The organism is Sphingobium algorifonticola (genome assembly GCF_004005485.1).
GTDB classification, from domain to species: domain Bacteria; phylum Pseudomonadota; class Alphaproteobacteria; order Sphingomonadales; family Sphingomonadaceae; genus Sphingobium; species Sphingobium algorifonticola.
On record NZ_RZUL01000001.1, the window covers coordinates 729,762 to 753,719 of the forward strand.

The window sequence follows — 23,958 nt, forward strand, 5'->3', positions numbered from 1 at the left end:
GGACAGGTCGGACATGGATACGCTTCGGGGGCATGATGCCGCCAACGACCAGGAGGACAGCAGCTTCGCTGGGGAAGATCACGCGATCGAATCGCCCGACGGCATCGGCGCGAACGAACGGCGCATGCATGTGCGCGCCTATAACTATTGGGCGTCGCTGCTGGGCGACCGGATGCTGCCTTCCATCGAGGATCTGAACCCCGACCAGATCGAGGATTTCGGCCCACACAGCGTCTTGCTGGACTTTACGGCGGGGATCGAAAATCCGGCCGTCGTCTATCTGGGCACAGAATTGCGCCGCGAATGCGAAATTACCGGGCAGATCGACACCATCGGCGACGTGCCGAACCGGTCGCTCCTTTCGCGGCTGACCGACCATTATCTTCAGATCATCGCCAATGCCGCACCGATCGGTTTCGAGGCCGAGTTCGTCAATCAGCGCGGCGCGGAAATCCTCTATCGCGGCATATTGATGCCTTTTTCGTCGGACGATGACACGATCGATTTCGTTTATGGCGTCATCAACTGGAAGGAAATCGCCAGCCGCGATCTGACCGACGCGCTGGCGGAGGAAGTCGATCAGGCGCTGCGCAGCGCGCCCGCGGCTATCGCGGCGGCACCGGTCTGGGCGGACGGGCCTTCGCGCGATGCCGGGGCCACTGTGCGCCGCCTGCCTGCGGAACCTGTGCAGCTGGACGAGGATTTCCTGCCCGAACTGGAATTGAACGAAAGCTACATTTTGGGTGCGGACGCATCACTGGGCGACTGGCTGGCCATTGCGCGCGACTGTGCAGCGGAGGCGGGGCACAGCGACGCGCGCAGCCGCAGCGCACTCTATCGTGCCATCGGCCTCGCCCATGATTTCGCGATCGCGGCACAGGCCGCGCCGGAGGATTATGCCGAAATGCTCGCCGACGCGGGCATAAAGGTGCAGGCGCGCAGCCCGATGACCGCGGTCGTCAAGCTGATCTTCGGCACCGGCTATGACAAGACGCGCATCACCGAATATGCGACCGCGCTGGACCATGCGCATGCCGTCGGGCTGGAAGCCGGTTCGCTCGCCGATTATCTGGAACATTATGCCGGTGGTCTGAAGGGGCTGGTCGGCGATGCCCGCGCCGCGCGCCGCAGCGTACAGCACGCCAAGCCCGATCGCGCGCATCTGTCTCGCGCGCGGTTGCGGACAGCGCCTGCGCTGGCGCTCAATCTGATCGCGACGGACGGCGATGGCCTGGCTATCCTGATCGGTCGGCGCGAAGCCGATGGAAGCCTATCGATCGTCGGCACATTGCCCGGCGACAGTCCGCTGGCCGACCGCGTGCTGCAAGACGCAGGTTGATGATAACATTGTTATTTCGTTTCAAATAATCGAAACATTCTTTCCAGATTTGGGTTGAGCCACTCCCTCAAGGCAGGCATATAGGACCGCATAGCCGGACCATATGGCCCACATATGAGGTGAGGAAATGACGCACGCTGCGCAGCCGAAATCAGCCGCTGTCGAGGAGGCGCTGCGCGCCGCGCTCGCGCACGGGGCCTTGCCGGGCGAACGCGAAGGATTCGACGACCGCGCGCTCACCGATGCCGCTGCCTTCCTGTCCGCCACCGCCGCCAGCCGTACTGCGGGAACGCCTGCGCTGGCCATTGACACGACCGGCGGCGAATTGGGCGGCACCACAAGCGATACGACGCCCGCGCCGCGCACCATGCGCATCGCCATCGTCAACGACGACATGCCCTTTCTGGTGGATTCGATCGCCAATAGCCTGGCAGCGGCCAATCTGGTCATCCACCGCCTGCTCCATCCGGTGCTGGCGGTATCGCGCGATGCCGATGGCGTTCTGGGCGCGATCCTGCCGCACGATACGCCCGGCGCGCGCCGCGAATCGATGATCTACATCGAAGCCGACCGGGCCGATGCCAAGGCCCGGCGTGCACTGGAACATAGTCTGACGCAGGTACTGGCGCATGTCCGCGCCGCCGTGCACGACTGGCCCGCCATGCAGCAGGCGCTGCGCGACGATGCCGAAACGGTGCAGGAAGAGGAAGGCGCGGCGCTGCTGCGCTGGTTCCTCGCGCGGCATCTGACGCAGACCGGGCACGAACGCCGGACCCGCGACGGCAAGCCGATCCGCCAGCTTGGCATATGCACGCTGCCGGACGTGGATCTGCTTGCGCCTGCGACGATCGAGGCGGCCTTTGTCTGGTTCGAGGAAGGCAAGCGCGCGCCGCTCATCATCAAGTCGAACCGGACGTCCCTGGTCCATCGCAACGTCCTGGTCGATCTCATCATCCTGCCGGTGCGAGAGGGGCGGGAGATCACCGCACTGTCGATCCATGCAGGCATGTGGACCAGCGCGGGCCTGTCCGCTCCGCCGGACAAGGTGCCGGTGCTGCGTTCGGCGCTGACGGCGCTGATCGAAAAGTTCGGCTTCGATCCCGGCGGGCATGCGGGCAAGGCCCTGGTCCATGCGCTGACCATGCTGCCGCACGACATATTGATCGGCTTCGATCGCGAGACGTTGGAGCGGCTGACGCTGACGTTCATGTCGCTCGCCGATCGTCCCCGGCCGAAGCTCGCCCTGGCAACGAGTGCGCTGGCACGGCATCTTTACGCCTTCGTCTGGCTGCCGCGCGACGAGCTTTCGACGGCGCGCCGGATCGCCGTGCAGGACATGCTGGCGCGCGCCGCCAACGCCGGGGTACTGAGCTGGTCGATCGCGCTGGAGGAAGGCGGCCTTGCACTGCTGCGCATCACGCTCGATCTGCGCGACGGCGGCATGGTGCCCGATGCGCAGGCGCTGGATCGCGCCTTGCAGCACATGGTGCGCGGCTGGCTGCCCGCGGTGGAAGCGGCGCTGGCCGAAGGCGAGGATGCAGGTCGTGCCGCAGCCCTGGCGCAGCGTTATGCGAATGGCTTCCCGCCCAATTATCGCAACGGCGCCGGGCCGGTCGAAGCGGCCATCGACATCGGGCATCTGCATCGTCTGTCCGGCGCTACGGCGCGCAGCGTGCGCCTGTATCGCAATGATGAAGACGCGACCGCGCGGCTGCGGCTGAAGCTGTACAGCAACGAGCCGGTGGCGCTGTCCGAAGCGGTGCCTGCGCTCGAAAACTTCGGCTTCCGCGCGATCGAGGAAATGAGCACGGCGGTGGATCGCGGCGCGCTGGGCCATATCCAGCGATTCGTGCTGGAGCTGCCCGGCGGCGATGCGCAGCCGCTGCTCGACCGTGCGGAGGTGGTGCAGACGGCCATCGCCACAGTGCTTCAGGGCGTGGCGGAGAACGACCGGCTGAACGAACTGGTGGTAACGGCGGCGCTCGACCCGCAGGCCGTCATCCTGTTCCGCGCGCTCTATCGCTATCTGCGGCAGGCCGGCGTGGCCTACAGTATGGGCACCGTGGCCGACACGCTGCGCCGGGAAGCGGATATCGCCCGCGCGCTCGTGCGGCTGTTCGCCGCGCTGCACGATCCCGCGCAACGGGGCGATGGCGCGGCCCTGGCGGCGCAGGCACAGGCGGACATCGATGCGGGCCTCGAAAAGGTTTCGGCGATCGACGAGGACCGCATCCTGCGGCTGTTCCGCGCCGTTATCCTCGCGACGCTGCGTACCAATTTCTACGCGCCTGCGGCAAAGGAGGCGCTGGCCTTCAAACTGGACAGCGCACAGGTGCCCGGCCTGCCCGCGCCGCTCCCCTGGCGCGAAATCTGGGTCTATTCGCCGCGCGTGGAGGGCATCCATCTGCGCGCCGGACCGGTCGCACGCGGGGGCCTTCGCTGGTCGGACCGGCGCGACGATTTCCGCACCGAAATCCTTGGCCTTATGAAGGCGCAGCGCGTCAAGAACGCCGTGATCGTGCCGACCGGCGCGAAAGGCGGCTTCTACCCGAAACAGTTGCCGAACCCGACGACCGATCGCGATGCCTGGCTGGCGGAAGGCACTGAAAGCTACCGCATCTTCATCCGGTCGCTGCTGTCGGTGACCGACAATCTGGTGGCGGGCAAGGCGAAGCATCCCTCGGGCGTCGTCATCCGCGATGCGGCTGACCCCTATTTCGTGGTCGCCGCGGACAAGGGCACGGCGACCTTCTCCGATGTGGCGAACGGCATCGCGCTCGACCGCAAGTTCTGGCTGGGTGACGCCTTCGCGAGCGGCGGGTCCAACGGCTATGACCATAAGGCGATGGGCATCACCGCGCGCGGCGCATGGCTTTCCGTGCAGCGCCATTTCGCCGAAATGGACACCGACATACAGGCAGAACCGGTGCAGGTCGTCGGCTGTGGCGACATGTCGGGCGACGTGTTCGGCAATGGCATGCTGCTCAGCAAGGCGATCCATCTGGTCGCGGCCTTCGATCATCGTCACATCTTTCTCGATCCGGCGCCGGATGCCGCAAAAAGCTGGGAGGAGCGTGCACGCCTGTTCGCGCTCCCCCGGTCAAGCTGGGACGATTATGACAAGGCGTTGATTTCACCAGGCGGCGGTGTGTTTCCGCGATCGATGAAGAGCATTCCGCTCTCGCCGCAGGTGCAGGCGATGCTTGGCGTCACCGACACCGAAATGGAGCCGACAGCCCTGATTTCGGTGATTTTGCGCAGCCCGGCGGACCTTCTGTGGTTCGGTGGCATCGGCACTTATGTGAAGGCAGCGGCACAGGGCCATGGCGACGTAGGCGATCCGGCGAACGACCGGCTGCGCGTCAATGCCGAGGAGCTGCGCGTCAAGGTGATCGGCGAAGGCGCGAACCTTGGCATCACCCAGGCCGGACGCATCGCCTTTGCGCTCGACGGCGGGCGTATCAATACCGACTTCATCGACAATTCGGCCGGTGTCGACTGTTCCGACAATGAAGTGAACATCAAGATCGCGCTGAACAAGGAAATGATCGAGGATCGGCTTTCGCTCGACGATCGCAATGCGCTTCTGGTGCGGATGACCGACGATGTCGCCGCGCTGGTGCTGGAGGACAATCGCCTCCAGGCGCTCGGCCTGTCGATCGCGGAGCGCGGCGGGGCGACCGACCTTGCCAGCTATGTCCGCCTGATCGAGACATTCGAAAGCAGCGGGCGGCTCGATCGCGCTGTGGAGGGGCTGGCGAGCAACGAGCATCTGCTGCGGCGCGGGCAGGACGGCAAGGGCCTGACCCGGCCCGAGCTTGCGGTGCTGCTGTCAACGGCCAAGCTGGCGTTGCAGGACGCGATCGAACATGGCGCGCTGGCGTCCGACCCCAGCATGGCGGCCGAACTGGCCGCGGCCTTCCCCGCCGAAATGCAGGCCAGCCAGGCCGAGGCCATCGCCGGGCATCAGTTGCGCGGGGAGATCATCGCGACGAAGCTCGCCAACCGCATCGTCAACCGCCTTGGCCTGATCCACCCGTTCGAACTGGCGGAAGAGGAAGGCTGTTCGCTCGCCGACCTTGCCAACGCCTTCGTCATCGCCGAGCGGCTGTTCGACGTGCGCCAGCTCTGGGCCGATATCGACGCGGCGACCATGGCGGAAGATGCGCGACTGGCCCTGTTCGGCCATATCGCATCGGGCATGCGCGCGCAGATTGCCGATATCCTGCGCAGCCTGCCTGCCGGGACCTTGCCACAGGCGGGGGTGGACGCGCTTGCCGCCGGTGTGGGGACGCTGGCGGCGCAAGTCGACCAGTTGCTGACGCATGAGGCGATCCGCCGCAGCGGCAGCGTGGCGGACACCCTGACCGCGCTGGGCGCGCCCGAACCGCTGGTCGTCCGCGCCGCTGCGCTGTTCAAGCTCGACGGTGCCGTCGGTCTCGCACGGCTGGCATCGACGCTGCATGTCGATGAAGTCGCGATTACGCGGGCCTTCACGCATCTGGGCGAAGCCGTCGGCATCGACTGGGTGCAGTCGGCGGCCGCCCGCATGGAACCGAGCGATCCATGGGAACGGCTGCTGATTTCCGGCGTCGCGCGGGACATGCAGCAGGTGCGGCTCGATTTCCTGGCGCAGTCGGGCGGCGGCGATGTCGCCGCTTATGTCGACGGCTGGCTGGCGCAGCATGCCCCGCGCATCGCGCAGTTCACCGCGCTGATAAAGCGGGCGAAATCGGTCGCCGTGCCCAATGTCGCGATGCTGGCGGAGATTGCCGGGCAGGCACGCGGACTGCTCGGGCGGAACTGATACGATATGGGCGCATCCCGCGGTGATCGGGATGCGCCCATGGTCACGGCTATGCCCTGCCCTTGGCAGTGATGGCGTACCCGTCAGGCCGTGGCCGCCTGCGCCTTCGCCTTCTGCCGCCGGGCCAGATCGCCGCGCCAAGTGCGGGCGCGCCACCACATGATGATGCCGGTGATCGCCAGGATCGCAGGCAATATGCCGCCGATAAAGATGACGACCTGCCAGAACAGGCCCATGCCGGTGCCGTCGTGAATGCGGCGCATCAGGCGGGCCGTGGTTTCCTTCGTATCGCGCGGCTTGTCCAGCTTGGCGGTGCCCGTCGCATCGTCGACCGCGACGGTCTTGCCGTTGAACGACACGCTCCATTCCGGCTTGACGTCCGTCGGCCAGTTGACCGACGTGATCCTGTCCGGCGAGAGCGCGGTGCTCGCGGTGACCACCTGATCGAGCGAAGTCGTCGGCTTTTCGATCGGCTTTGCGCGCATCATCGCCGCGCGATCGGGTTGCCCGGGCCGAGACTGCTGCACATCGCCGGAAATCTTGCCGAAGAAGGCGGGAAAGCTGATCCACGCGCCGGTCAGCGACAGGACAAACAGCGGCAGGGCGATCCAGAAGCCCATCTGGTGATGCAGATTGGTGTCGAAATTGCGATGCCGCTTCCAGCGCAGGCCTTTCAGCCAGCTTCCGACGGTCGGCCACCAGAGCCAAAGTCCCGAGATGCTGGAAATCAGCATGGCAACACCGATCCAGCCGACGATCTGCCGACCGATGCCGGGGATCAGCAGGCTGCCGTGCAGACCGTGCATGAACCGCACCAGCCCGGCGTTGCCGTCGGCCTTGTCGAGCACCCTGGCGGTCCCCGGGTCCATATAGACCACGGTGCGGCCAGGCCGCCCCCGCGCACCTTCCTTGCGCGGCTGCGCGGCGGCGACCATCACCGGCTCATCCTTCGCAAAGCGCAGCGAGACGATGCGCTCGCCCGGCGCAAGCGCCGCCTGCGCGGCGGCGGCATAGGCAGACGGCGGCAGCGCCGCCTCGCTGGATGTAAAGGCGAAACGCTGCGGATTGAGCGCCTTGTCGAGCGCATCATGCCACACCAGCGCCGATCCGGTAATGCTGATGGGGATGATGACGATGGCCAGGATCAGCCCGATCCATTTGTGGAACTGAAACCAGAAATTGCGGAGCGCGATTTTGCTCATGGCGTGAGTCGTCCCTTCAGCTGTCGGCCCATCGCCGCAGCAGATTGTGATAGATGCCGGTCAGCCGGATGACCTGCGCGTCATCGTGGCCGCGGTCTGCCGCCAGCGCCTGCACACTGGCGTCGAGATCGAACAAGGTCTGGCGCGCCGCATCGTCGCGCACCATCGATTCGATCCAGAAGAAACTCGCCACCCGTCGTCCGCGCGTCACCGGCTCGACCCGGTGCAGCGACGAAGCGGGATAGACGATCATGTGTCCGGCAGGCAGCTTGATCGCGCCGACGCCGAACTGACCCTCGACCGTCAGCTCGCCGCCATCATAGGCATCGGCATCTTCCAGGAACAATGTCGCCGACAGGTCGCTGCGAACGCGAAAGTCGCTGCCCGCACGCAGACGGATGGCATTGTCGACATGCGTGCCGAATGCCTGACCGCCCGCATAGCTGTTGAACAGCGGGGGATAGATTTTGCGAGGCAGCGCCGCCGCGATGAACAGCGGATTGCGTCCCAGCGCGTCGAGGATCATGGCCCCGGCCTGCCGCGCCTGCGCGCTGTCTTCCGGCAGTTGCAGATTGCGCTTCGCCAGCGCCGATTGGTGCCCCGACGTCGCATTGCCATCCGTCCAAGTGCCCGCATCGATCAGCGCGCGCACGGCCTGCACCCCGGCAGAGTCGAGAACATCGGGAATGGCAAGGATCATGCGGCGCGTGGCCCATTTGTGGATGCTATTGCGAATCTGTAACAACAATTGAACAGGCGGGCAACAGGAGAGGAGGAGAGTCCCTGTTGCCCGCCTGCTTCTTCCGTCGCGCGCGAGGAGGGGGCAGCGACGGAAAACGGCATTATCAGAAACTGTAGAACAGGCTGAGACGCGCCGACCGTGCTTCACCCGGCGTCGCCCAGCCGCCGCTCACCACGCCCGTCGCCGCCGTGATGTTGTTGCGGATGCCGGTATAATAATCCTCATCTGTGAAGTTCTGGACGTTGAGCTGAACGGTCAGCCCTTCGCGGATCGGATAGGACAGGAAGGCGCGATGGACGAGATAGTCGTCGGACCGGAACTGGCGCGGATTGGCGAGCACGCTCTGGTTCAGCGCGAAGCTGCCCTGATAGGTAAGGCCATAGCCGATCTCGAGACCGAAGGGCAGACGATAGCTGGTATAGAGGCTGCCGGAATGTTCGGGCGTCTGGATGAGGTCGTCGCCCGCCGCCGGATCGGGATTGGCTGCGCTGTTCAGGCAGGTCGCGGACGGGTTGGCACGGCAGAAATCCGACACGCCCTGCACCACCTTGCTTTTCAGATAGGTGTAGTTGGCAAAGATCGTCCATTGCGGCGTAATCGTGCCGGTGACGCCGAGCGCCAGCCCGTCGACCCGCGACCGGCCGTCGAGCACCTGAAGGCTGCCGGGCAGCGTCGGATCGTTGGAAGGCACACGATAGTTGCTGCGCTCGTTGCGGAACAGGGCCGCGGTCGCCTGCAACCGGCCGCCCATCAACGCCGCCTTGATGCCCACTTCATAACTGCGTGCCTTTTCCGGTGCGACGGCACAGGGATCGGCGGCGCCCGGTGCCGGAATGACGCCGCAGCCCAAACGCACCGTCGCGGACGAAGGCGTCCGGCTATTGGCATAAGCCGTGTAGAGCGACAGGTCCTGCGTCGGCTTGTAGACGGCACCGAAGCGATAGGAGAACAGATTCTCGTCGCTCGTCTGCTTCGCCCCGCGAGTATAGACGGCGCCGGTCGCCGGCGTCGTGACCGTATCAGCGCGGAAGATGTTGCGGACATTCTCATAGCGCATGCCTGCATTCAGCTCGATCTTGCCGATTTCCAGCGTGTCGAACGCATAGACTGCCAGATTGCGCGTCTGGCCGTCGGATACGCCGGTCAGCACATAGTTGACCGGGCCGGTCCATGTGGTGTCCGGGCTGGACAGGTCGATGACCGGCAAGACGGGGTTGGGCAGTGCGCCACCCGGATTGCGCAGCAGTTGCGCCGTGCGCAGCGCATAATCTTCCCACGTCGCCGATGCGCCCACGACAAGCGTGTTGAAGAGGCTGCCTTTCTCGCCGGACAGGATCTTGAGATCCGTCTGATTGTACATCAGGTCGTTGACCTGATCGCGGACGAGGCCGCGCGGGCCGGACGGCTGATATTGGCCGGGACGCAATCCGGTCGGGCAGGCGGCGGGGGTCGCAAGGTTCGCGGCCGTGATCGGCTGCACCCCGGACGCCAGACAGAAAGTGCCCTGCGGCGCGCTCGTCTGGCTGTATTGCGCCACCCGCTGCCAGCGCGTGAGATTACGCAGCGAGACACGCTCGCTCAGTTCGTGCGTGAACGTCGCCGTCACGCGGTCGATCGTCTGGTCCTGTTCGTCCAGATTGACGATACCGAAATAGTCGCTGTCGCTGACACCGGGCAGCGGGCCGTCGTTGATCTCGTTCTTCACGAAAGGCACGCCGAAGATCGGCGTATTCTTGTCTTCCTGATGCAGATAGGACAGCGTCAGCGAGGTCGGGCCGCCGACGCCCAGGGTGATCGACGGCGCGACGGCCCAGCGTTCGTAGCGTTCAACATCGCGCCCCGGCACGTCGTTGCGATGATACATGGCGTTCAGGCGAACGGCGGCCAGATCGGACACGCGCACATTGCTGTCCACCGTCGCACGATAATAATCGTCGGTGCCGATGCCGCCCTCGATAATGGTGAGGTCGTCCGCCTGCGGCAGCTTGCTGACCAGATTGATCGTGCCGCCGACCGAGCCGGAGCCGTTGTAGACCGAATTGGCACCGTTATAGACTTCGATCTGCTGGGTGTTGAACGGGTCGGTGCGGCTGTACTGGGCGCTGTCGCGCACGCCGTCCTGCGTGATGTCGTTGTTGGCCGAATAGCCGCGCAGGTTGATGCTGTCGCCATAGCCACCGCCACCTTCGCCCGCGCCGAAGGTAATGCCGGGCACGGTCGCAAGGACATCGCGGAGCGTCAACAGATTCTGCTTGCGGATCACCTGGTCGGAAATGATCGTGATGGTCTGTGGCGTGTCCAATATCGGCTGCGTCGCCTTGGGATTGATCGCCACATCTTCATAGGTTGCGCCCGTGACGACGATGTCGTTGCGCAGCGGCTGCTCGGGATCGGCCACCGCCGCAGCGGCGTCCAGCGGTGCCATATTGGTCTGGGCGAAAGCCGGACACAGGCTGGCACTGACACAGGACAGGGCGAGGAAGGCGGGCGCTACGCCATGATTCTTTCCGATAACAGACATTCAAAACCCCTTTGCTTCTGAGGGGTTTGTTATTGAGAGTCATTCGCACTGTCAACGCTATTGCGAGTGATTTTCATCTTTGTCGCAAATTGCGTCTGCGAACAGCCACAGGCGGATGGCGCTGGCAAGATTGGGGGGGTCGGACGCCGCGATCCGTTCCACGTCTATCCGGGCGATCAGCGCGTTGAGCGGCAGGTCGCGATGCTGCGCCGCGGCCCGCAGCGCATCCCAGAACAAAGGTTCAAGGCTGATCGACGTCTGATGCCCGGCGATGGTCACGCTGCGTTTCACCGGTCCGGCCATGACCTCGCCGGGCGCAGTGGCGCGCGTCATGGCGCGCGCGGCCCGAAACGGCGCGCCTTGCCCGCCCCCGCGCAGGCAAGGCGCTGGCCGTCAGTACATATGCTGGCCGCCATTGAGCGACAATGTGGAGCCAGTGACAAAGCCTGCGTCCTCACTGCACAGAAAAGCGACACCGCGCGCGATTTCATGCGCCTGCCCAAGCCGCCCGACGGGAATCTTCGCGACGATCTTTTCCAGTACCGGCGGCGGCACGGCGGCAACCATGTCGGTATCGATATAGCCGGGCGCGATGGCATTGACGGTCACGCCATATTTGGCGCCTTCCTGCGCCAGCGCCTTCGTGAAGCCGTGAATGCCGGACTTGGCGGCAGCATAGTTGACCTGGCCATATTGCCCGGCCTGGCCGTTGATCGAACCGATATTGACGATGCGGCCCCAGCCGCGCTCACGCATGCCGCCGAACGTAGCCTTCGCCATGTTGAAACAGCCGCCCAGGTTGACGCGCATCACGTCGTTCCAGTCGTCGAAGCTCATGCGCTGCAACACGCCGTCGCGCGTGATCCCGGCATTGTTGACGACGATATCGACAGGGCCAAGGTCCGCCGCCACGGCGGCGCAGCCTTCAAGACAGGCTTCGTGATCGCCGACATCCCATTTGTAGGTCGCAATGCCGGTGCGGTCGGTGAAGGCCTGTGCCTTTTCGTCATTGCCGGCATAATTGGCGGCAACGGTAACGCCCATGTCCTTCAGCGCCAGGCTGATCGCTTCGCCGATGCCACGGCTTCCGCCAGTAACGATTGCCACTCTGCCCATATGCCTCTCCTAGCCATGCATCAGATTATCGTGCCGTTGGTGTTCCACCATCCGGCGAGTTCACGGCTGAACAGCCGCGCATAGAGAGTGATAGCTTCCGTATCGGCATTTAGACAGGGCAAATAGGCAAAATCTTTGCCGCCCGCCGCCAGAAATGTCTCACGGCCCTCCATCGCTATTTCCTCAAGCGTTTCGAGGCAGTCGGCCGAGAAGCCGGGGGTGAAGATCGCCACGGAGGCAATGCCCTTTTCGGGCATCGCTTCCAATGTAGCGTCGGTCGCCGGTTCCAGCCACTTCGCGCGACCGAAGCGCGACTGGAAGGTGACAGCGATATCGCGGCCCATCGCTTCGGACAGCAGCCGGGCGGTCTTGCGGCATTGGCAGTGATAGGGATCGCCCATATGCAGCGTCCGCTCGGGCATGCCGTGAAAGCTTGCCACCAGAAGGTCAGGCGCGAAATCCAGTGTGGCGAGATGCCGCTCGATCGACGTCTTGAGCGCGTCGATATAGGCGGGGTCGTCATGATAGGGCGGCAAGGTGCGGACGGCGGGCTGCCAGCGCATCGTCGCCATCGCGGCAAAGGCGGCATCATTGGCCGTTGCCGTCGTCGCGCCGCTATACTGCGGATAGAGCGGGGCCAGCAGGATGCGGTCGCACCCGGCATCCTTCATCGCCTGCAACCGGTCGGCGATCGACGGATTGCCATAGCGCATCGCCCAGTCGACGAGAATGCCGGTCCCCAGATGCGCCTGCATCGCTTCGGCCGTGCGCCGCGTGTAGACTGCAAGCGGCGACCCCTCCGGCATCCAGACCTTGGCATAGGCGGCGGCGGAACGTTTCGGGCGGGTGTTGAGAATGAGGCCGCGCAGCAGCGGTTGCCAGACGATAGGCGGGATTTCGACCACGCGCCTGTCGGACAGGAACTCAAGCAGATAGCGTTTTACCGAAGCGACATCCGGTCCGTCCGGTGTCCCCAGATTGACGACCAGCAAGCCGATGCGCGACGACGCCACCGGCGGATGATCGGGCGGTATCGGCAAGGCGGGATAATCGGGCGGCGCAGACGACATCGGATCAGTTCCCGGCAAGAAGCGGCAAGGTGCGAAGGCGCTGGCCGGTCACGGTGAACAGCGCATTGGCGATGGCCGGCGCCACCGGCGGTACAGCGACTTCACCGATACCGCCAGCCCTGGCGGTACTGCGAATGATTTCGACCGTGATTTCCCCGACATCGGCGAGACGCGGCAGGCCCAGGCGACCCAGAATCCCGCGCACGGGCATGCCCTTGGCATAACGGGCGGCACCGCCCATCGCGGAGGCAAGCCCGAACATCAGCCCGCCTTCGATCTGTTGCCGGGCGATGTCGGGATTGACCTGTTCACCGCAATCGACCGCCGCGACGATCCGCCCGACCGACAGCCTGCCGTCGGTCAGCGCGGCCTCGACCATCACCGCCGCGAAGGAACCACGCATGGCGTGACAGGCCAGACCCTGGCCGCTGCCCGCGATGCCGCCCTGCCAGCCGCCCAGTGCCGATGCGGTGGAAAGACAATGGGCCAGCCGCGGCTGGTCCCCCAGCATCTGGATACGGAACGACAGAGGCTCGATACCGGCGATCCGCGCCAGTTCGTCGATGAAGCATTCGTTGAAGAAGGCGGCATAATGGTCGGCATTGGATCGCCAGCGTCCCGTTGGCAGGCCGATGTCGGCGGGATAATGGTCGATCGCAAAGGCGCCCATGGCATAGGCGGGCACCATGCCGGCAACTGCGCGCCGGTCCGCCCGATCCGCCGCCGCGCGCATCGCATCATGCGGCAGCGCGCCGCCCGCAATCCGCGCCCAGTTTTCCGCAAGAGCCGAAGGCGCGGCGACTTTCGCGAGCCAGCCGTCGATGCGGCCGCCCCGGCCCAGCTTCGCCGCCATCCGCGCGCGCGCCGGCGGGCGCGGGCGATCGGCGATGATCTCTTCCAATCGCGACCACATCAGCTGCACCGGACGCCCGATATCTCGCGCAATCAGCGCCGCCTGCACCCCGACATCATGTGCCATTCGGCTGCCGAAGGAGCCGCCCGCCTGCATGGGATAGAGCGTGACGGCAGCCTCGGGCAGGCCGAGCGCGTCGGCGATGGCGGCGCGGGTCAGGCTGGGTGCCTGGCTCGCCATCCATATTTCGGCGCGGTCGGGCAGAACGCGGGCCGTCGCCGCCGGAGTTTCGGCGGTCAGGTGTAGCGCGGGCGCGACCTGATATTCGCTGGCGACGATCGTCGCGCCTTCGAATACCGGCAGCAGATCGCCCTGCTGATAGAGCCGTCGCCCCGCCTGCCCTGCAAACGCCGTCTCCAGCGCGCTGTCGATCCGGTCGCTGTCAAGCAGCGCGCCATCGACGCGAAACAGCGGATCGGCAGCGTCGAGCGCCTTGTTCGCCGCCCACCAGTTGGTGCCGACGGCGGCGACCCAGCGGTCCGACCGAACCAGCTTCAGGAACCCCGTCACCTTTGCCGCGGCTGTCTCGTTCAGCGATATCAGCCGCGCGTCACCGACGGGGCCCTGGCGGATGGACGCAAAGACCATGTCGGGCAGGCGGATGTCGGCGGCGAAATTGGTCGCACCGTCCACCTTGGACGGCAAGTCGATGCGGGGCACATCCTGGCCGATCAGCCGCCCTTCGGTGCCTTGTCGCAGCGGCAATATCTCCGGCAGGGCAAAGGCCGCCGCTTCGCCCGCCAGTTCCCCGATCCGCAAGGTGCGCTGGCCATCGGTAATGACGCCATCCTGAATGTCGCAGGCTTCCCAGCCGATATCCCAGCGCGCCGCCGCTGCCTTGCACAGCAACACCCGCGCCGCCGCACCCGCGTCGCGATAGGCGTCTTCGAACATCGCGGCCGAGCTGGATCCGCCGGTCAGCATCAGCGCCGACCGCTGCGCATATTCCCGCTGCGCCCATTGCCCGGCATCGCCCAGCAGGCGCAGCCAGTCGCTGTCCAGGTCCTCGGCGGCCAGCAGGCTGTTGGCATAGAGCGGACTGATGGGCGCGGGTTGCACCGCGACCGTCCGCCAGTCGGCACCCAGTTCGTCGGCCAGGATCTGCGGCAGCACAGTCGTTACGCCCTGCCCCATTTCGAGTTGCGGCACGATGACGACAATCTGCCCGGCGCGATCCACTTTCAAAAACGCGTTGAACAATGTTTCGCCCGGCGCAACATTGACATTGGGCAGATAGCGTCGCGGCCACGCGCTCCACGCCACGAGCAAGCCCGTTGCCACGCCGCCGCCGATCAGCAGGCTGCGACGGCTTATCGGCGCGCTGCGCATGATGCCTTTCGATGCCGATGTCCTGCGCGCCATGCCGCCTGATAGAGGCCGATACCGCCTGTGGGAAGGCGCTATCCGCCCGACACGACGGGAGAAACGCCAAGACGCGGTATCTCGATCGCGGGGCAGCGGTCCATCACGACGCGCAGTCCGGCCGCTTCCGCCCGCGCCGCGGCAGCGGTGTTGATCACGCCAAGCTGCATCCAGACGGCCTTTGCGCCAATCGCAATCGCTTCATCCACTATTGCGCTGGCCGCCTCGGCATTGCGGAATACATCGACCAGATCGATCGGCACGGCGATGTCGGCAAGCGCGGCGACAACGGTTTCCCCAAGCAGCACCTGTCCGGCAAGCTGCGGATTGACCGGAATGACGCGATAGCCGTGCCGTTGCAGTACCTGCATTACCCGGTGGCTGGGCCGGTCGGGCCGATCGGACGCGCCAACCAGTGCAACGATGCGCGTCCTCTCCAGCACGGCGGCGATGGCACTATCCTCGCTCAGGGGCATGGCATCTTTCTCCTTCTCGCGGGCGATCGACCCCGGTCAGCCGCCGACCGCGACTTTCTGCGCCGCCACCATCCCGCGCGAGGCATTGCCGATATAGAAGCCGTTTTCCAGATCATAAGGCCGCAGATCGCCTTCGACCGCATGGCCCTGCTCGATCAGGCTGCGGCGCAATATGCCGGGCAGCAGACCGCGCGTGAGCGGCGGCGTCACCAGCCGATCGCCACGCTCGACGAAAATCGAGGAAAAACAGCCCTCGGTCAGAAAGCCGGACGCGTCCGTCATCAGCACTTCGTACGTGCCGCCTGCCTTCAATGCCGCGCGATAGATCGACCGGTCGGTCGTCTTGTGCATCAGCCGAGGATCGTCGGCAGGCGCGGGACAGCGGACCACGGCGACGCGCATGATCGCGTCCGGCCAGGTGCGATGCGCGCGCACCTCGATCGCGACCGATCCACGCGGCGACACCAGCATGCGAATGCGGCTTGGCACCCGCAGGCGAAAGGTGGCGGCCTGCAATTCGTTGCGCGCGCCATGCCGGTCGAACGCGAAACCCAGCGCGGCGGCGCTGGCCGCCAGGCGATCCATATGCAGGTCGAGCAGACGCACGCCGTCCAGCGGATCGAAGGCCATCGTTTCCATCAGGTCATAGCGTGCCCCGTCCCGCGCTTCGGCTGCTGCCGCCTGTGAAAGGATCGCCTGCGCTCCGTTCATGCCATTTCCGCCTCTGCCGTGCCGCTGCCCAGAAAGCGCGCCTTGTCCAGACATTCGCGCCATTCGGCGTCGCAGACGCTGTCCACCACCACGCCGGAGCCAAGGCCGATCTGTCCGATCGAAGCCCCTTTCTTCACCGAAATGGTGCGTATGGCAACATTGAACGCGGCATTGCCATCCGCATCGATACGCCCGATCGCGCCGGTGTAGGCGCCGCGCGGCGATTGCTCCACGGCGGCGATCACTTCCATCGCCCGCACCTTGGGCGCGCCGGTGATCGAACCGCAGGGGAAAATGGTACGCAGCACGTCCACGGCCGAAAGACCCGGCAGGATGCGCGCGCGGACCGTCGATGTCATCTGATGCACGGTCGGATAGCTTTCGACATGGAACAGCTCGGGCACGGTCACGCTGCCCGCGCGCGATACACGCGAGAGGTCGTTGCGCAACAGATCGACGATCATCAGATTTTCGGCGCGCTGTTTGGGATCGTCGCGCAGTTGCGCGGCCGCCGCTGCGTCGGCTTCGCTGTCGATCTGCCGCAGCGCGGTGCCCTTCATCGGTCGCGCCGTCAGTTGCCCGCGCACCAGGGTGAAGAACAGCTCGGGCGAAAAGGAGAGCAGCCAGTCCGCGCCCATGTGGACGATGCCGCCATAGCCTGCCTTCGCGTGCGGGCGCAGCGCCGCATAGACCGCGCGCGGATCGCCGTGCAGCGGCACGTCGCAGGGAAAAGTCAGGTTCGCCTGATAGACGTCGCCCGCCCGGATCGCGTCCTGCACCGCCGCGAACCGGGCACCATAGATATCGGCGTCGATCAGGGGCAGCGCCGGTCCGGTCCCGGCATTGCCCGGCGGCGGGAGCATCGCGGGCACGTCCTGCGGGTCGATATTGCGATAGCCGTCGAACAGCCCGAACCACAACAGCGGCATGTCGCCAGCGCCACGCGCGGGCTGCAACGCCGCCAGCCGGGCCTCCAGCGCGAAAGCCGCATCATAGCCGATATAGCCTGCGGTATGCAGACCGCGTTCCCCCGCTTCGCCGATGCGATCAAGCGCGGGCTGCACCTGCGCATAATCCTGCGCCACGATGATCTCGACAGGATCGCGATACAGCCGGGCGGGTGCCGGGTTGTGCGCCCGCGCATCGTCGAACAGGATGAAGGGATCGGGCGGATCGGGAAGATGCATGCAGCGCGCCTTGTGCCAAGGATCGCTGCACCTGGCTAGGGCGCAGTTCGCCGTGGCCATGGACAATCTGTCTCATTGCCGCAGCGAGCCGGAGCCACTATCTGCATGCCATGCCCGAAACCGACCGCCCGTTTCTGCCTGCCCTGCGCCGCGCGCTGCGCAACCGTTGTCCGGCATGCGGCGAGGGCAAGATGTTTCCGCGCTTCCTCAAGCCGACATCGGCCTGTTCCCATTGCGGAACCGCGTGGGACCGGCACCAGGCGGATGACTTTCCGGCCTATGTCGTCATCATCCTGCTCGGCCACATCCTCGTCCCCATCATGGCGGAGACCATCGGCAGCGGCCTGCCGATGGTGGCGCTGATGATCCTGTGGCCAAGCGTGGCCCTGGTGCTGGCGGCTGCGCTGATCCAGCCTGCAAAAGGCGGCGTGATCGCCTTTCAATGGAGCCGCCGGATGGACGGTTTTGCGGGCTAAAGCATGTTCCAGGCAGATGGAATCATCTGCTGACTAAGAAGACGCGGCACATTAAAGGAATAGAGCAGCCGAGCCGATGCAACCGGATCGGACGCTGCTCTAGACCGGCGCTTTTCCTCGCCACAGCCATTCGCCGCCCAGCGCCGCCAGCATCGTCAATCCGGTCAGCGGAAACAGTGCGCCGATAGCCAGCATCGCGCCCGTCACCGCGCCCATGCGCGATCCCGGCATGGCGCGCGGCGGGGCGGCAAGGCGTCCGTCCTTTCGCCGCTTCCACCACAATATGGGGGCGGAAAGCGCGAGCAGCCAGGTGCCGATGCACCCCGCCAGCATCACCAGACGGTTGATTTCGCCATATTGCTGCCCCTGATGGGTGTAGATGCCCCATTCGACTGCCCGCGCGCCTGCGCCGACATTGCCGTATCGCACCTCCTGCAACACCGCGCCATTGGCCGGATCGACGAACAGGACATGGCTGTCCTGCACGCGGCTGGCCGGGACGCTGGCGACCCACGGCGCGCCCGGTGCCTTGGGGAATGACAGCGCAAGCGCACCCGTCATTCCGCGGTCCGCCGCGATCTGCGCCACGCGATCGACGCCGATGGCGTGCGCATGATGCGCAGCAGGCAGGGCGCCGTCGCGCATCGACCAGGGCAAGGTTTCTTGCACAGCGTGATCGCCATGGTCGGATGCGGACGCGCCGGGCGCTGCGGGCCTGCCCAGCCCGGCCGCGTTGATCCCGTCGCGCAGCCCGTTTCCCCACAGACCCGACCACGGCATGCCGGTCACGGCGAGGAACAGCAGGACGCCACCGACCAGCAGCCCTGTCGATCCGTGAAAGTCGCGCCAGAAACGACGATGGCGTGGCGACCCGCGCAGCGCGAGCGCCTTGTTGGTGCCGCGCGGCCACCAGAGGATGAAGCCGGTGACGCACAGCAGGATCGCCCAGCCCGCGACGATTTCCACCAGCGCATTGCCGACCGGCCCCGCGATCGCAAGGCTGTGCAACGCTTTGACCGTTTCCATGATGCCGCCGCCGCGCATTGTCCCGAGCACCAACCCGACGACCGGATCGACGAACGCGGTGCGCTTCGCCCCGTCCGGCATATCGACGCCTACCCGCCAGCTTGCGTCGGGATCGGCGGCGCGTTCGATGCGTGTCACCTTGCCCCTGGTCTGGATTTCGACATTGCGTCGGATCGTTTCCAAAGACGCCGCGTCACCGGGCAGGCTGCGCTGGGTCCAGACGCCATACCAGCCGCGCTCGATCTCCGGCTTGTAGAGATAGAGCGCGCCGGTGGTGGCGAGCCACAGCAGTATCGGCAGAACGATGAGCCCGGCATAGAAATGCCAGCGCCAGATGATGCGATAGAAGGATGTGCTGTCCATTGCGCGCTCCTTTCCTAGAATAGCGCACGAACGCCGAGCGAAAGCGCCCGTCGCTCGACCGGATAGTAGAGTGCCTGCGTGCTTGGCAGGGCGGGATTGGCATTGGGCGTCACCCGCACCACGGCCGAAATGTCCCCGACCGCCCTCCTGCCTGTCAGGTTGCGCGCGTCGGCAAACAGCGTGACGCCCGGCATCACCTGCGCATGCGCGGTCAGGCCGATCAGCACATAGCCATCGGGCCGGACGCTGTTGACATAATCGGCATAGGCCGCGCGGGGCACCCATTCGAGATTGGGCGCGATCGCCAGGCTTTCGGTCCCCAGCTTCAGTTCCGCGCGATACAGATGCGTCGCGATCACCGGCAGACGGTTGTCGGCATAGACCGCATCATCGCGGAACGTGAAGTCAGACAGGGTGTAGACCTGTCGCAATGTCGCCCACGGGGCCAGCGTGAGATCCAGGCCCGCCTCTATACCCTGATGCCGGGTCCGGTCGGCGTTGAATGTCGCGGCCGGAATGATGCCGGGTATCACCGAAAACTGGAGCAGTTCGTTCTTCAGGTCGGCGCGATAGAGGCTCACGTCCCATTGCAGCATGCCCGCCTTGCCGCGCGTGCCGATCTCCGTGGTCCATGCCGTCTGCGCCTTGAGCGGCACAAAGCCGGGATCGGGCTGCGCCGCCGCCAGTTCGCTGAAGCCCGGCAGTTCTGCGGATCGGCTGTAATTGGCGTAAAGCTGAATCGCGGGGGTCGCATCGAACAGCAGTCCAAACTTGGGAGCGAACTCCGAAAAACTCCGGGCGTCGCTGGCCCGCGGATTTATGCGGTTGTCGACACTGCGGCGGCCGTCGACATAGACCCCGCCAGCGATCAGCCAGAGCCGTTCGACAGGTGCCACGCGGACTTCGCCGTACAGCTCGGTCGTGCGCGCCTTCTGCAGGGCATTGGCGAGCGGCGCGCCGACGCGATCGCCGTTCAGGTTGCGATATTGCAGCGCGTTGACGCGGCCCCAGCGGCTTGTCCCGCCCAGAGTAAGCCCGACTCGCTCCCAATCCTGTTCATAACGGCCATAAATGCCGTAATCGGTCGAATCCTGGTCGATCACCTGAAAGATCGGATGGAACAGCGCCTTCTGGTTGATGAAAATCCCGACGTCGAGCGTGCCCTGTTCCCCCAGCAGAAGGCGGGTACGGTTCTGGAGCCGGAGCGACTGGATGTCGCGTTCCTGATCGTTCACAAAATTGCCGGTCTTCGGCCTGGTCAGCACCGTCGCCAGATCGAGCGCGCCGGGCAGATCCTGGTCAATCGTCTGCGCGCTGGTATAGAGCCGTGTTTCCACCCGGTCGGAGAGGCGCAGGCCGACGTTGCCGTTGAAGCGCAGGGCCCTGCGATCCGCATGCTCCCGATCGCCGCTGCTGCTGTCACCCGCCACCGCCACCCAGACGTCGGCTTTGTCGTCGGCATAGCCCATGGTCGCGACACCGCGCACGGTGCCGAAGCTGCCGCCATCGACGCGCAGGGTGACGCCCGGCGCAGTCCGTCCGGTCGGCGTGACCCCGTTGATCGCCCCGCCGAGCGTGCTGCTGCCCAGACGCAAGGCATTGGCGCCGCGATAGACTTCAAGATGCTGGAAGATTGTGGGATCGAGTTCCTGGAAATCGCCGTTGTTGTCGGCCAGGTTGATGGGGATGCCATCCTGCAACAGCGTGAGGCCGCGCATGTGGAATCCCCGCGACAGGCCCGATCCCCGGATCGACAGGCGCACTTCCTGCCCGAATCGCGGCTGGGTGTAGACGCCGGGCGAAAAGGCGAGCGCATCACGCAGCGAAACGGCCGCCTTGTCCTGATATGCGTCTGCCGCGACGATGTCGGTGCCGCCCGGCGTGCGCGCCGCCTGCGCCTGTGCCTCTTCGATGGCCTTCTGACCGGTGACGATGATGGAGCGGCTGTCTTCGGCGCTGTCGTCCGCTGCCGCAAGAGCCGGATGCGTGAATGCAAGCAGCGACGCGCCGGCAAGGGCGCGGAAAAGCGATGTCATGATGCAAAATTCCTCTGGAAACAGAAAGGACCCGGCGCGTGCGCAGGGCAGGCTGTATCAGAGGGTGGCGGGTGGTCCCGTGGGCGGCGGCGGCGGCGCAGCGAGACCGCGGCCGATCGCCAGGGTCGTGACCGGCAGGACAATGCGTGCGATGCCGTAGGCAAGGAAAGGCACGGGCGCGCCGACCATGTCCGGCAGGGTGGCGGCGTTCAGGAAACCGGCAAAGGAACAGGGCTGATCGGTGCGGTCGGTGTTCGACGGCTTTTGCTTGTGGACCTGCCCGTCGCCATCGACCCAGACCGACATCGCCCCTGCCCCGGTGCAGAGCGTGATCGTATAGCCCTCACCGGCGATCGCGGGCATCCATCCCGCCGGAACGAGCGCGCGGGCGAACAGGGCGCACAGCAGCAGGGCCAGCATTATCGCTGTCTGGCCGCGTCTGGCGAAGGCCCCCTTTCCCTGCATGCCGCGCGCCATAGCGGGCAAGCCCGTTGCTGTCGATATCCCCACGCAAAACTTGCCCCGCGCACGCGCAGATGGTCTATCGGTGCGGATGTTGCCAAAGGGACGATGATGCACGACGATGTGATAGCCAGACTGGACGCCGATCCGCGCTATCATGCCCTGGTGCGCAGGCGATCGCGGCTCGGCTGGCTGCTGGCGGTCATCATTCTGGGTGCATTCACAGCCTTCACCCTGCTGATGGCGTTTCAAAAGGCTTGGATGGCCTCGCCCATTGGCGCAGGCGTAACGTCCGTCGGTGTGCCGATCGGCATGGGCCTCATCCTGTTCGCAATCATGCTGACGGGTCTCTACGTCTGGCGCAGCAACAGCGTGTACGATCGCGAAATGGCGCAGATCCTCGCGCAGGCACAGGCGCAAAGTCGGGCACCGGCATGAGGCCCCCACTGTTCCCGATGCGCGTCATCGCCGCTGCCTTGCTGATCGCGCCTGCACCCGCGCTGGCCGATGCACTGACCGGATCGACCCAGCAGCAGCCCACCAACTGGGTGGCGATCGGCATGTTCGGCCTGTTCGTGCTGCTGACGCTCTGGATTACCAAGGCTGCCGCCGCGCGCACCCGCACCGCCAGCGATTTCTACACGGCGGGCGGCGGCATCACGGGTTTCCAGAATGGTCTGGCGATGGCGGGCGACTATATGTCCGCCGCGTCCTTCCTTGGCATTTCGGCGCAGATCTTCGTCGATGGCTATGATGGCCTCATTTACTCCACCGGCTTTCTGGTCGGCTGGCCGATCCTGCTGTTCCTGATGGCGGAACGGCTGCGTAACCTTGGCAAATACACTTTCGCCGATGTCGCCTCCTATCGCTTTGCGCAGCCGCCGGTCCGCAGCTTCGCTGCGGGCAGCACGCTGCTTGTCGTATCCTTCTACCTCATCGCCCAGATGGTCGGCGCGGGGCAGCTCATCAAACTGTTGTTCGGCCTGCCCTACAGCTATGCGGTGATCGTCGTCGGCGTGCTGATGATGCTCTACGTGCTGTTCGGCGGCATGCGCGCGACGACATGGGTGCAGATCATCAAGGCTGTCATGCTGCTGTCCGGGGCGACCTTCATGGCCGTATCGGTCCTTGCACAATTCGGCTTTTCACCCGAGGCGCTGTTCGCCCGTGCAGTCGAGGTGAAGACAGGCCTTGCCGCCGCCGATGGGGCAAATGCCGCGGACGCCGCAGTCAAGGGCCGCGCGATCATGGGGCCGGGCGGCTTCATCAAGGATCCGGTATCGGGCCTATCGCTGGGACTTGCGCTGATCTTCGGCACAGCCGGGCTGCCGCACATCCTGATGCGCTTCTTCACCGTTCCGGATGCGAAGGAAGCGCGCAAGTCGGTGCTGTGGGCAACCACATGGATCGGCTATTTCTACATCCTCATCTTCATCATCGGCTTTGGCGCGATCGTGCTGGTTGCAACGGACTCCGCCTATCTGGATGCGGACGGCGCGTTGCGCGGCGGCGGCAACATGGCGGCGATGCATCTGGCGCACGCCATCGGCGGGGACCTGTTCCTGGGGTTCATTTCCGCGGTGGCATTCGCGACCATCCTTGCCGTGGTCGCAGGGCTGACACTCTCCGGCGCGTCGGCGGTCAGCCATGATCTGTATGCCACCGTCGTCCGGCGCGGCGCGGCAAGCTCGGCCGATGAGCTCAGGGTGTCGCGTATCACGACGCTGGCGCTCGGCACCGTCGCTATCCTGCTGGGCATCGCATTCGAGAAACAGAACGTCGCCTTCATGGTCAGCCTCGCCTTCGCGCTGGCCGCATCCGGCAACTTTCCGGTACTGATCCTGTCGCTGCTGTGGAAGGGATGCACAACGCGCGGCGCGGCATGGGGCGGCGCAATCGGCCTGCTCACTGCTTTCGCTCTCACCGTGCTATCGCCCGCGATCTGGGAAAAGGTACTGGGTCTGGCGGATGCCCCTTTCCCTTATTCCTCACCTGCGCTGTTCTCCGTACCAGCCGGATTCCTGTCGATCTGGCTCATTTCGCTGCTGGACCGCGGCCCGCGTGCGGCGATCGACAAAGCGGGCTACGCGGCGCAGCGTATCCGGTCGGAAACGGGCGTCGGGGCGCATGCGGCGTCGGATCATTAGTT

18 protein-coding genes are annotated in these 23,958 nt (G+C 65.4%); 5 read left to right on the forward strand and 13 right to left on the reverse strand.

Going from position 1 to position 23,958, the window contains the following annotated elements:
• Positions 1-13 precede the first annotated feature (13 nt).
• Entirely contained in the window at positions 14-1,339 is a 1,326-nt protein-coding gene (locus ENE74_RS03455) for a PAS domain-containing protein (protein WP_127689214.1), read from the forward strand.
• A gap of 127 nt (positions 1,340-1,466) precedes the next feature.
• Entirely contained in the window at positions 1,467-6,146 is a 4,680-nt protein-coding gene (locus tag ENE74_RS03460) for an NAD-glutamate dehydrogenase (protein ID WP_127689215.1), read from the forward strand.
• Positions 6,147-6,229: 83 nt separating this feature from the next.
• Here the strand turns inward: ENE74_RS03460 and ENE74_RS03465 are convergent, their stop codons facing one another.
• The 10 genes from ENE74_RS03465 to pabB form a co-directional block, all read right to left on the reverse strand.
• The gene (locus ENE74_RS03465; protein ID WP_127689216.1) at positions 6,230-7,348 is read right to left on the reverse strand and encodes a PepSY-associated TM helix domain-containing protein; all 1,119 of its coding nucleotides are present in this window, start codon (positions 7,346-7,348) and stop codon (positions 6,230-6,232) included.
• Between the two features lie 16 nt (positions 7,349-7,364).
• Positions 7,365-8,048, reverse strand: coding sequence for a Fe2+-dependent dioxygenase (locus ENE74_RS03470; protein ID WP_127689217.1), 684 nt, complete (start codon positions 8,046-8,048; stop codon positions 7,365-7,367).
• A gap of 145 nt (positions 8,049-8,193) precedes the next feature.
• Entirely contained in the window at positions 8,194-10,611 is a 2,418-nt protein-coding gene (locus ENE74_RS03475; protein WP_127689218.1) for a TonB-dependent receptor, read from the reverse strand.
• A gap of 57 nt (positions 10,612-10,668) precedes the next feature.
• Entirely contained in the window at positions 10,669-10,944 is a 276-nt protein-coding gene (locus ENE74_RS03480) for a ribbon-helix-helix domain-containing protein (protein WP_127689219.1), read from the reverse strand.
• A gap of 60 nt (positions 10,945-11,004) precedes the next feature.
• On the reverse strand, positions 11,005-11,727 hold the full coding sequence (gene phbB, locus ENE74_RS03485) for an acetoacetyl-CoA reductase (RefSeq protein ID WP_127689220.1): 723 nt from the start codon (positions 11,725-11,727) through the stop codon (positions 11,005-11,007).
• Between the two features lie 20 nt (positions 11,728-11,747).
• The gene (gene hemH / locus ENE74_RS03490) at positions 11,748-12,767 is read right to left on the reverse strand and encodes a ferrochelatase (RefSeq protein WP_206517647.1); all 1,020 of its coding nucleotides are present in this window, start codon (positions 12,765-12,767) and stop codon (positions 11,748-11,750) included.
• A 34-nt stretch (positions 12,768-12,801) separates the two neighbouring features.
• On the reverse strand, positions 12,802-15,072 hold the full coding sequence (locus ENE74_RS03495) for a xanthine dehydrogenase family protein molybdopterin-binding subunit (RefSeq protein WP_241241801.1): 2,271 nt from the start codon (positions 15,070-15,072) through the stop codon (positions 12,802-12,804).
• Positions 15,073-15,110: 38 nt separating this feature from the next.
• Complete coding sequence (locus ENE74_RS03500) at positions 15,111-15,548, reverse strand: CoA-binding protein (protein ID WP_127689222.1); 438 nt, start codon at positions 15,546-15,548, stop codon at positions 15,111-15,113.
• Between the two features lie 36 nt (positions 15,549-15,584).
• Positions 15,585-16,259: an aminotransferase class IV gene (locus ENE74_RS03505; protein ID WP_127689223.1), complete on the reverse strand. Its 675-nt coding sequence runs from the start codon at positions 16,257-16,259 to the stop codon at positions 15,585-15,587.
• A complete protein-coding gene (gene pabB, locus ENE74_RS03510; protein WP_127689224.1) occupies positions 16,256-17,446 on the reverse strand; it encodes an aminodeoxychorismate synthase component I in 1,191 nt (396 codons plus the stop codon). Before pabB ends, ENE74_RS03505 begins: the two co-directional genes overlap by 4 nt.
• A 110-nt stretch (positions 17,447-17,556) precedes the next feature.
• On the opposite strand from pabB, the gene ENE74_RS03515 reads away from it, so the two are divergent.
• On the forward strand, positions 17,557-17,922 hold the full coding sequence (locus tag ENE74_RS03515; RefSeq protein ID WP_127689225.1) for a DUF983 domain-containing protein: 366 nt from the start codon (positions 17,557-17,559) through the stop codon (positions 17,920-17,922).
• A 99-nt stretch (positions 17,923-18,021) separates the two neighbouring features.
• On the opposite strand, the gene ENE74_RS03520 is transcribed toward ENE74_RS03515, so the two are convergent.
• Genes ENE74_RS03520 through ENE74_RS03530 form a run of 3 tightly spaced genes read right to left on the reverse strand, consistent with a single transcriptional unit; the run spans position 18,022 to position 21,812 of the window.
• Complete coding sequence (locus ENE74_RS03520) at positions 18,022-19,311, reverse strand: PepSY-associated TM helix domain-containing protein (protein ID WP_127689226.1); 1,290 nt, start codon at positions 19,309-19,311, stop codon at positions 18,022-18,024.
• Positions 19,312-19,325: 14 nt separating this feature from the next.
• Positions 19,326-21,347, reverse strand: coding sequence for a TonB-dependent receptor family protein (locus ENE74_RS03525; RefSeq protein ID WP_127689227.1), 2,022 nt, complete (start codon positions 21,345-21,347; stop codon positions 19,326-19,328).
• Positions 21,348-21,404: 57 nt separating this feature from the next.
• The gene (locus ENE74_RS03530; RefSeq protein WP_127689228.1) at positions 21,405-21,812 is read right to left on the reverse strand and encodes a hypothetical protein; all 408 of its coding nucleotides are present in this window, start codon (positions 21,810-21,812) and stop codon (positions 21,405-21,407) included.
• 108 nt (positions 21,813-21,920) lie between these two features.
• On the opposite strand from ENE74_RS03530, the gene ENE74_RS03535 reads away from it, so the two are divergent.
• Both ENE74_RS03535 and ENE74_RS03540 read left to right on the forward strand, forming a co-directional pair.
• Positions 21,921-22,247 (forward strand): DUF485 domain-containing protein, encoded by a 327-nt coding sequence (locus ENE74_RS03535; protein ID WP_127689554.1) that lies wholly within the window; start codon positions 21,921-21,923, stop codon positions 22,245-22,247.
• Positions 22,244-23,956, forward strand: a complete 1,713-nt coding sequence (locus tag ENE74_RS03540; RefSeq protein WP_241241802.1) for a cation acetate symporter — start codon at positions 22,244-22,246, stop codon at positions 23,954-23,956. The genes ENE74_RS03535 and ENE74_RS03540 overlap by 4 nt, the downstream gene beginning before the upstream one ends.
• The last annotated feature ends 2 nt before the right edge of the window (positions 23,957-23,958 follow it).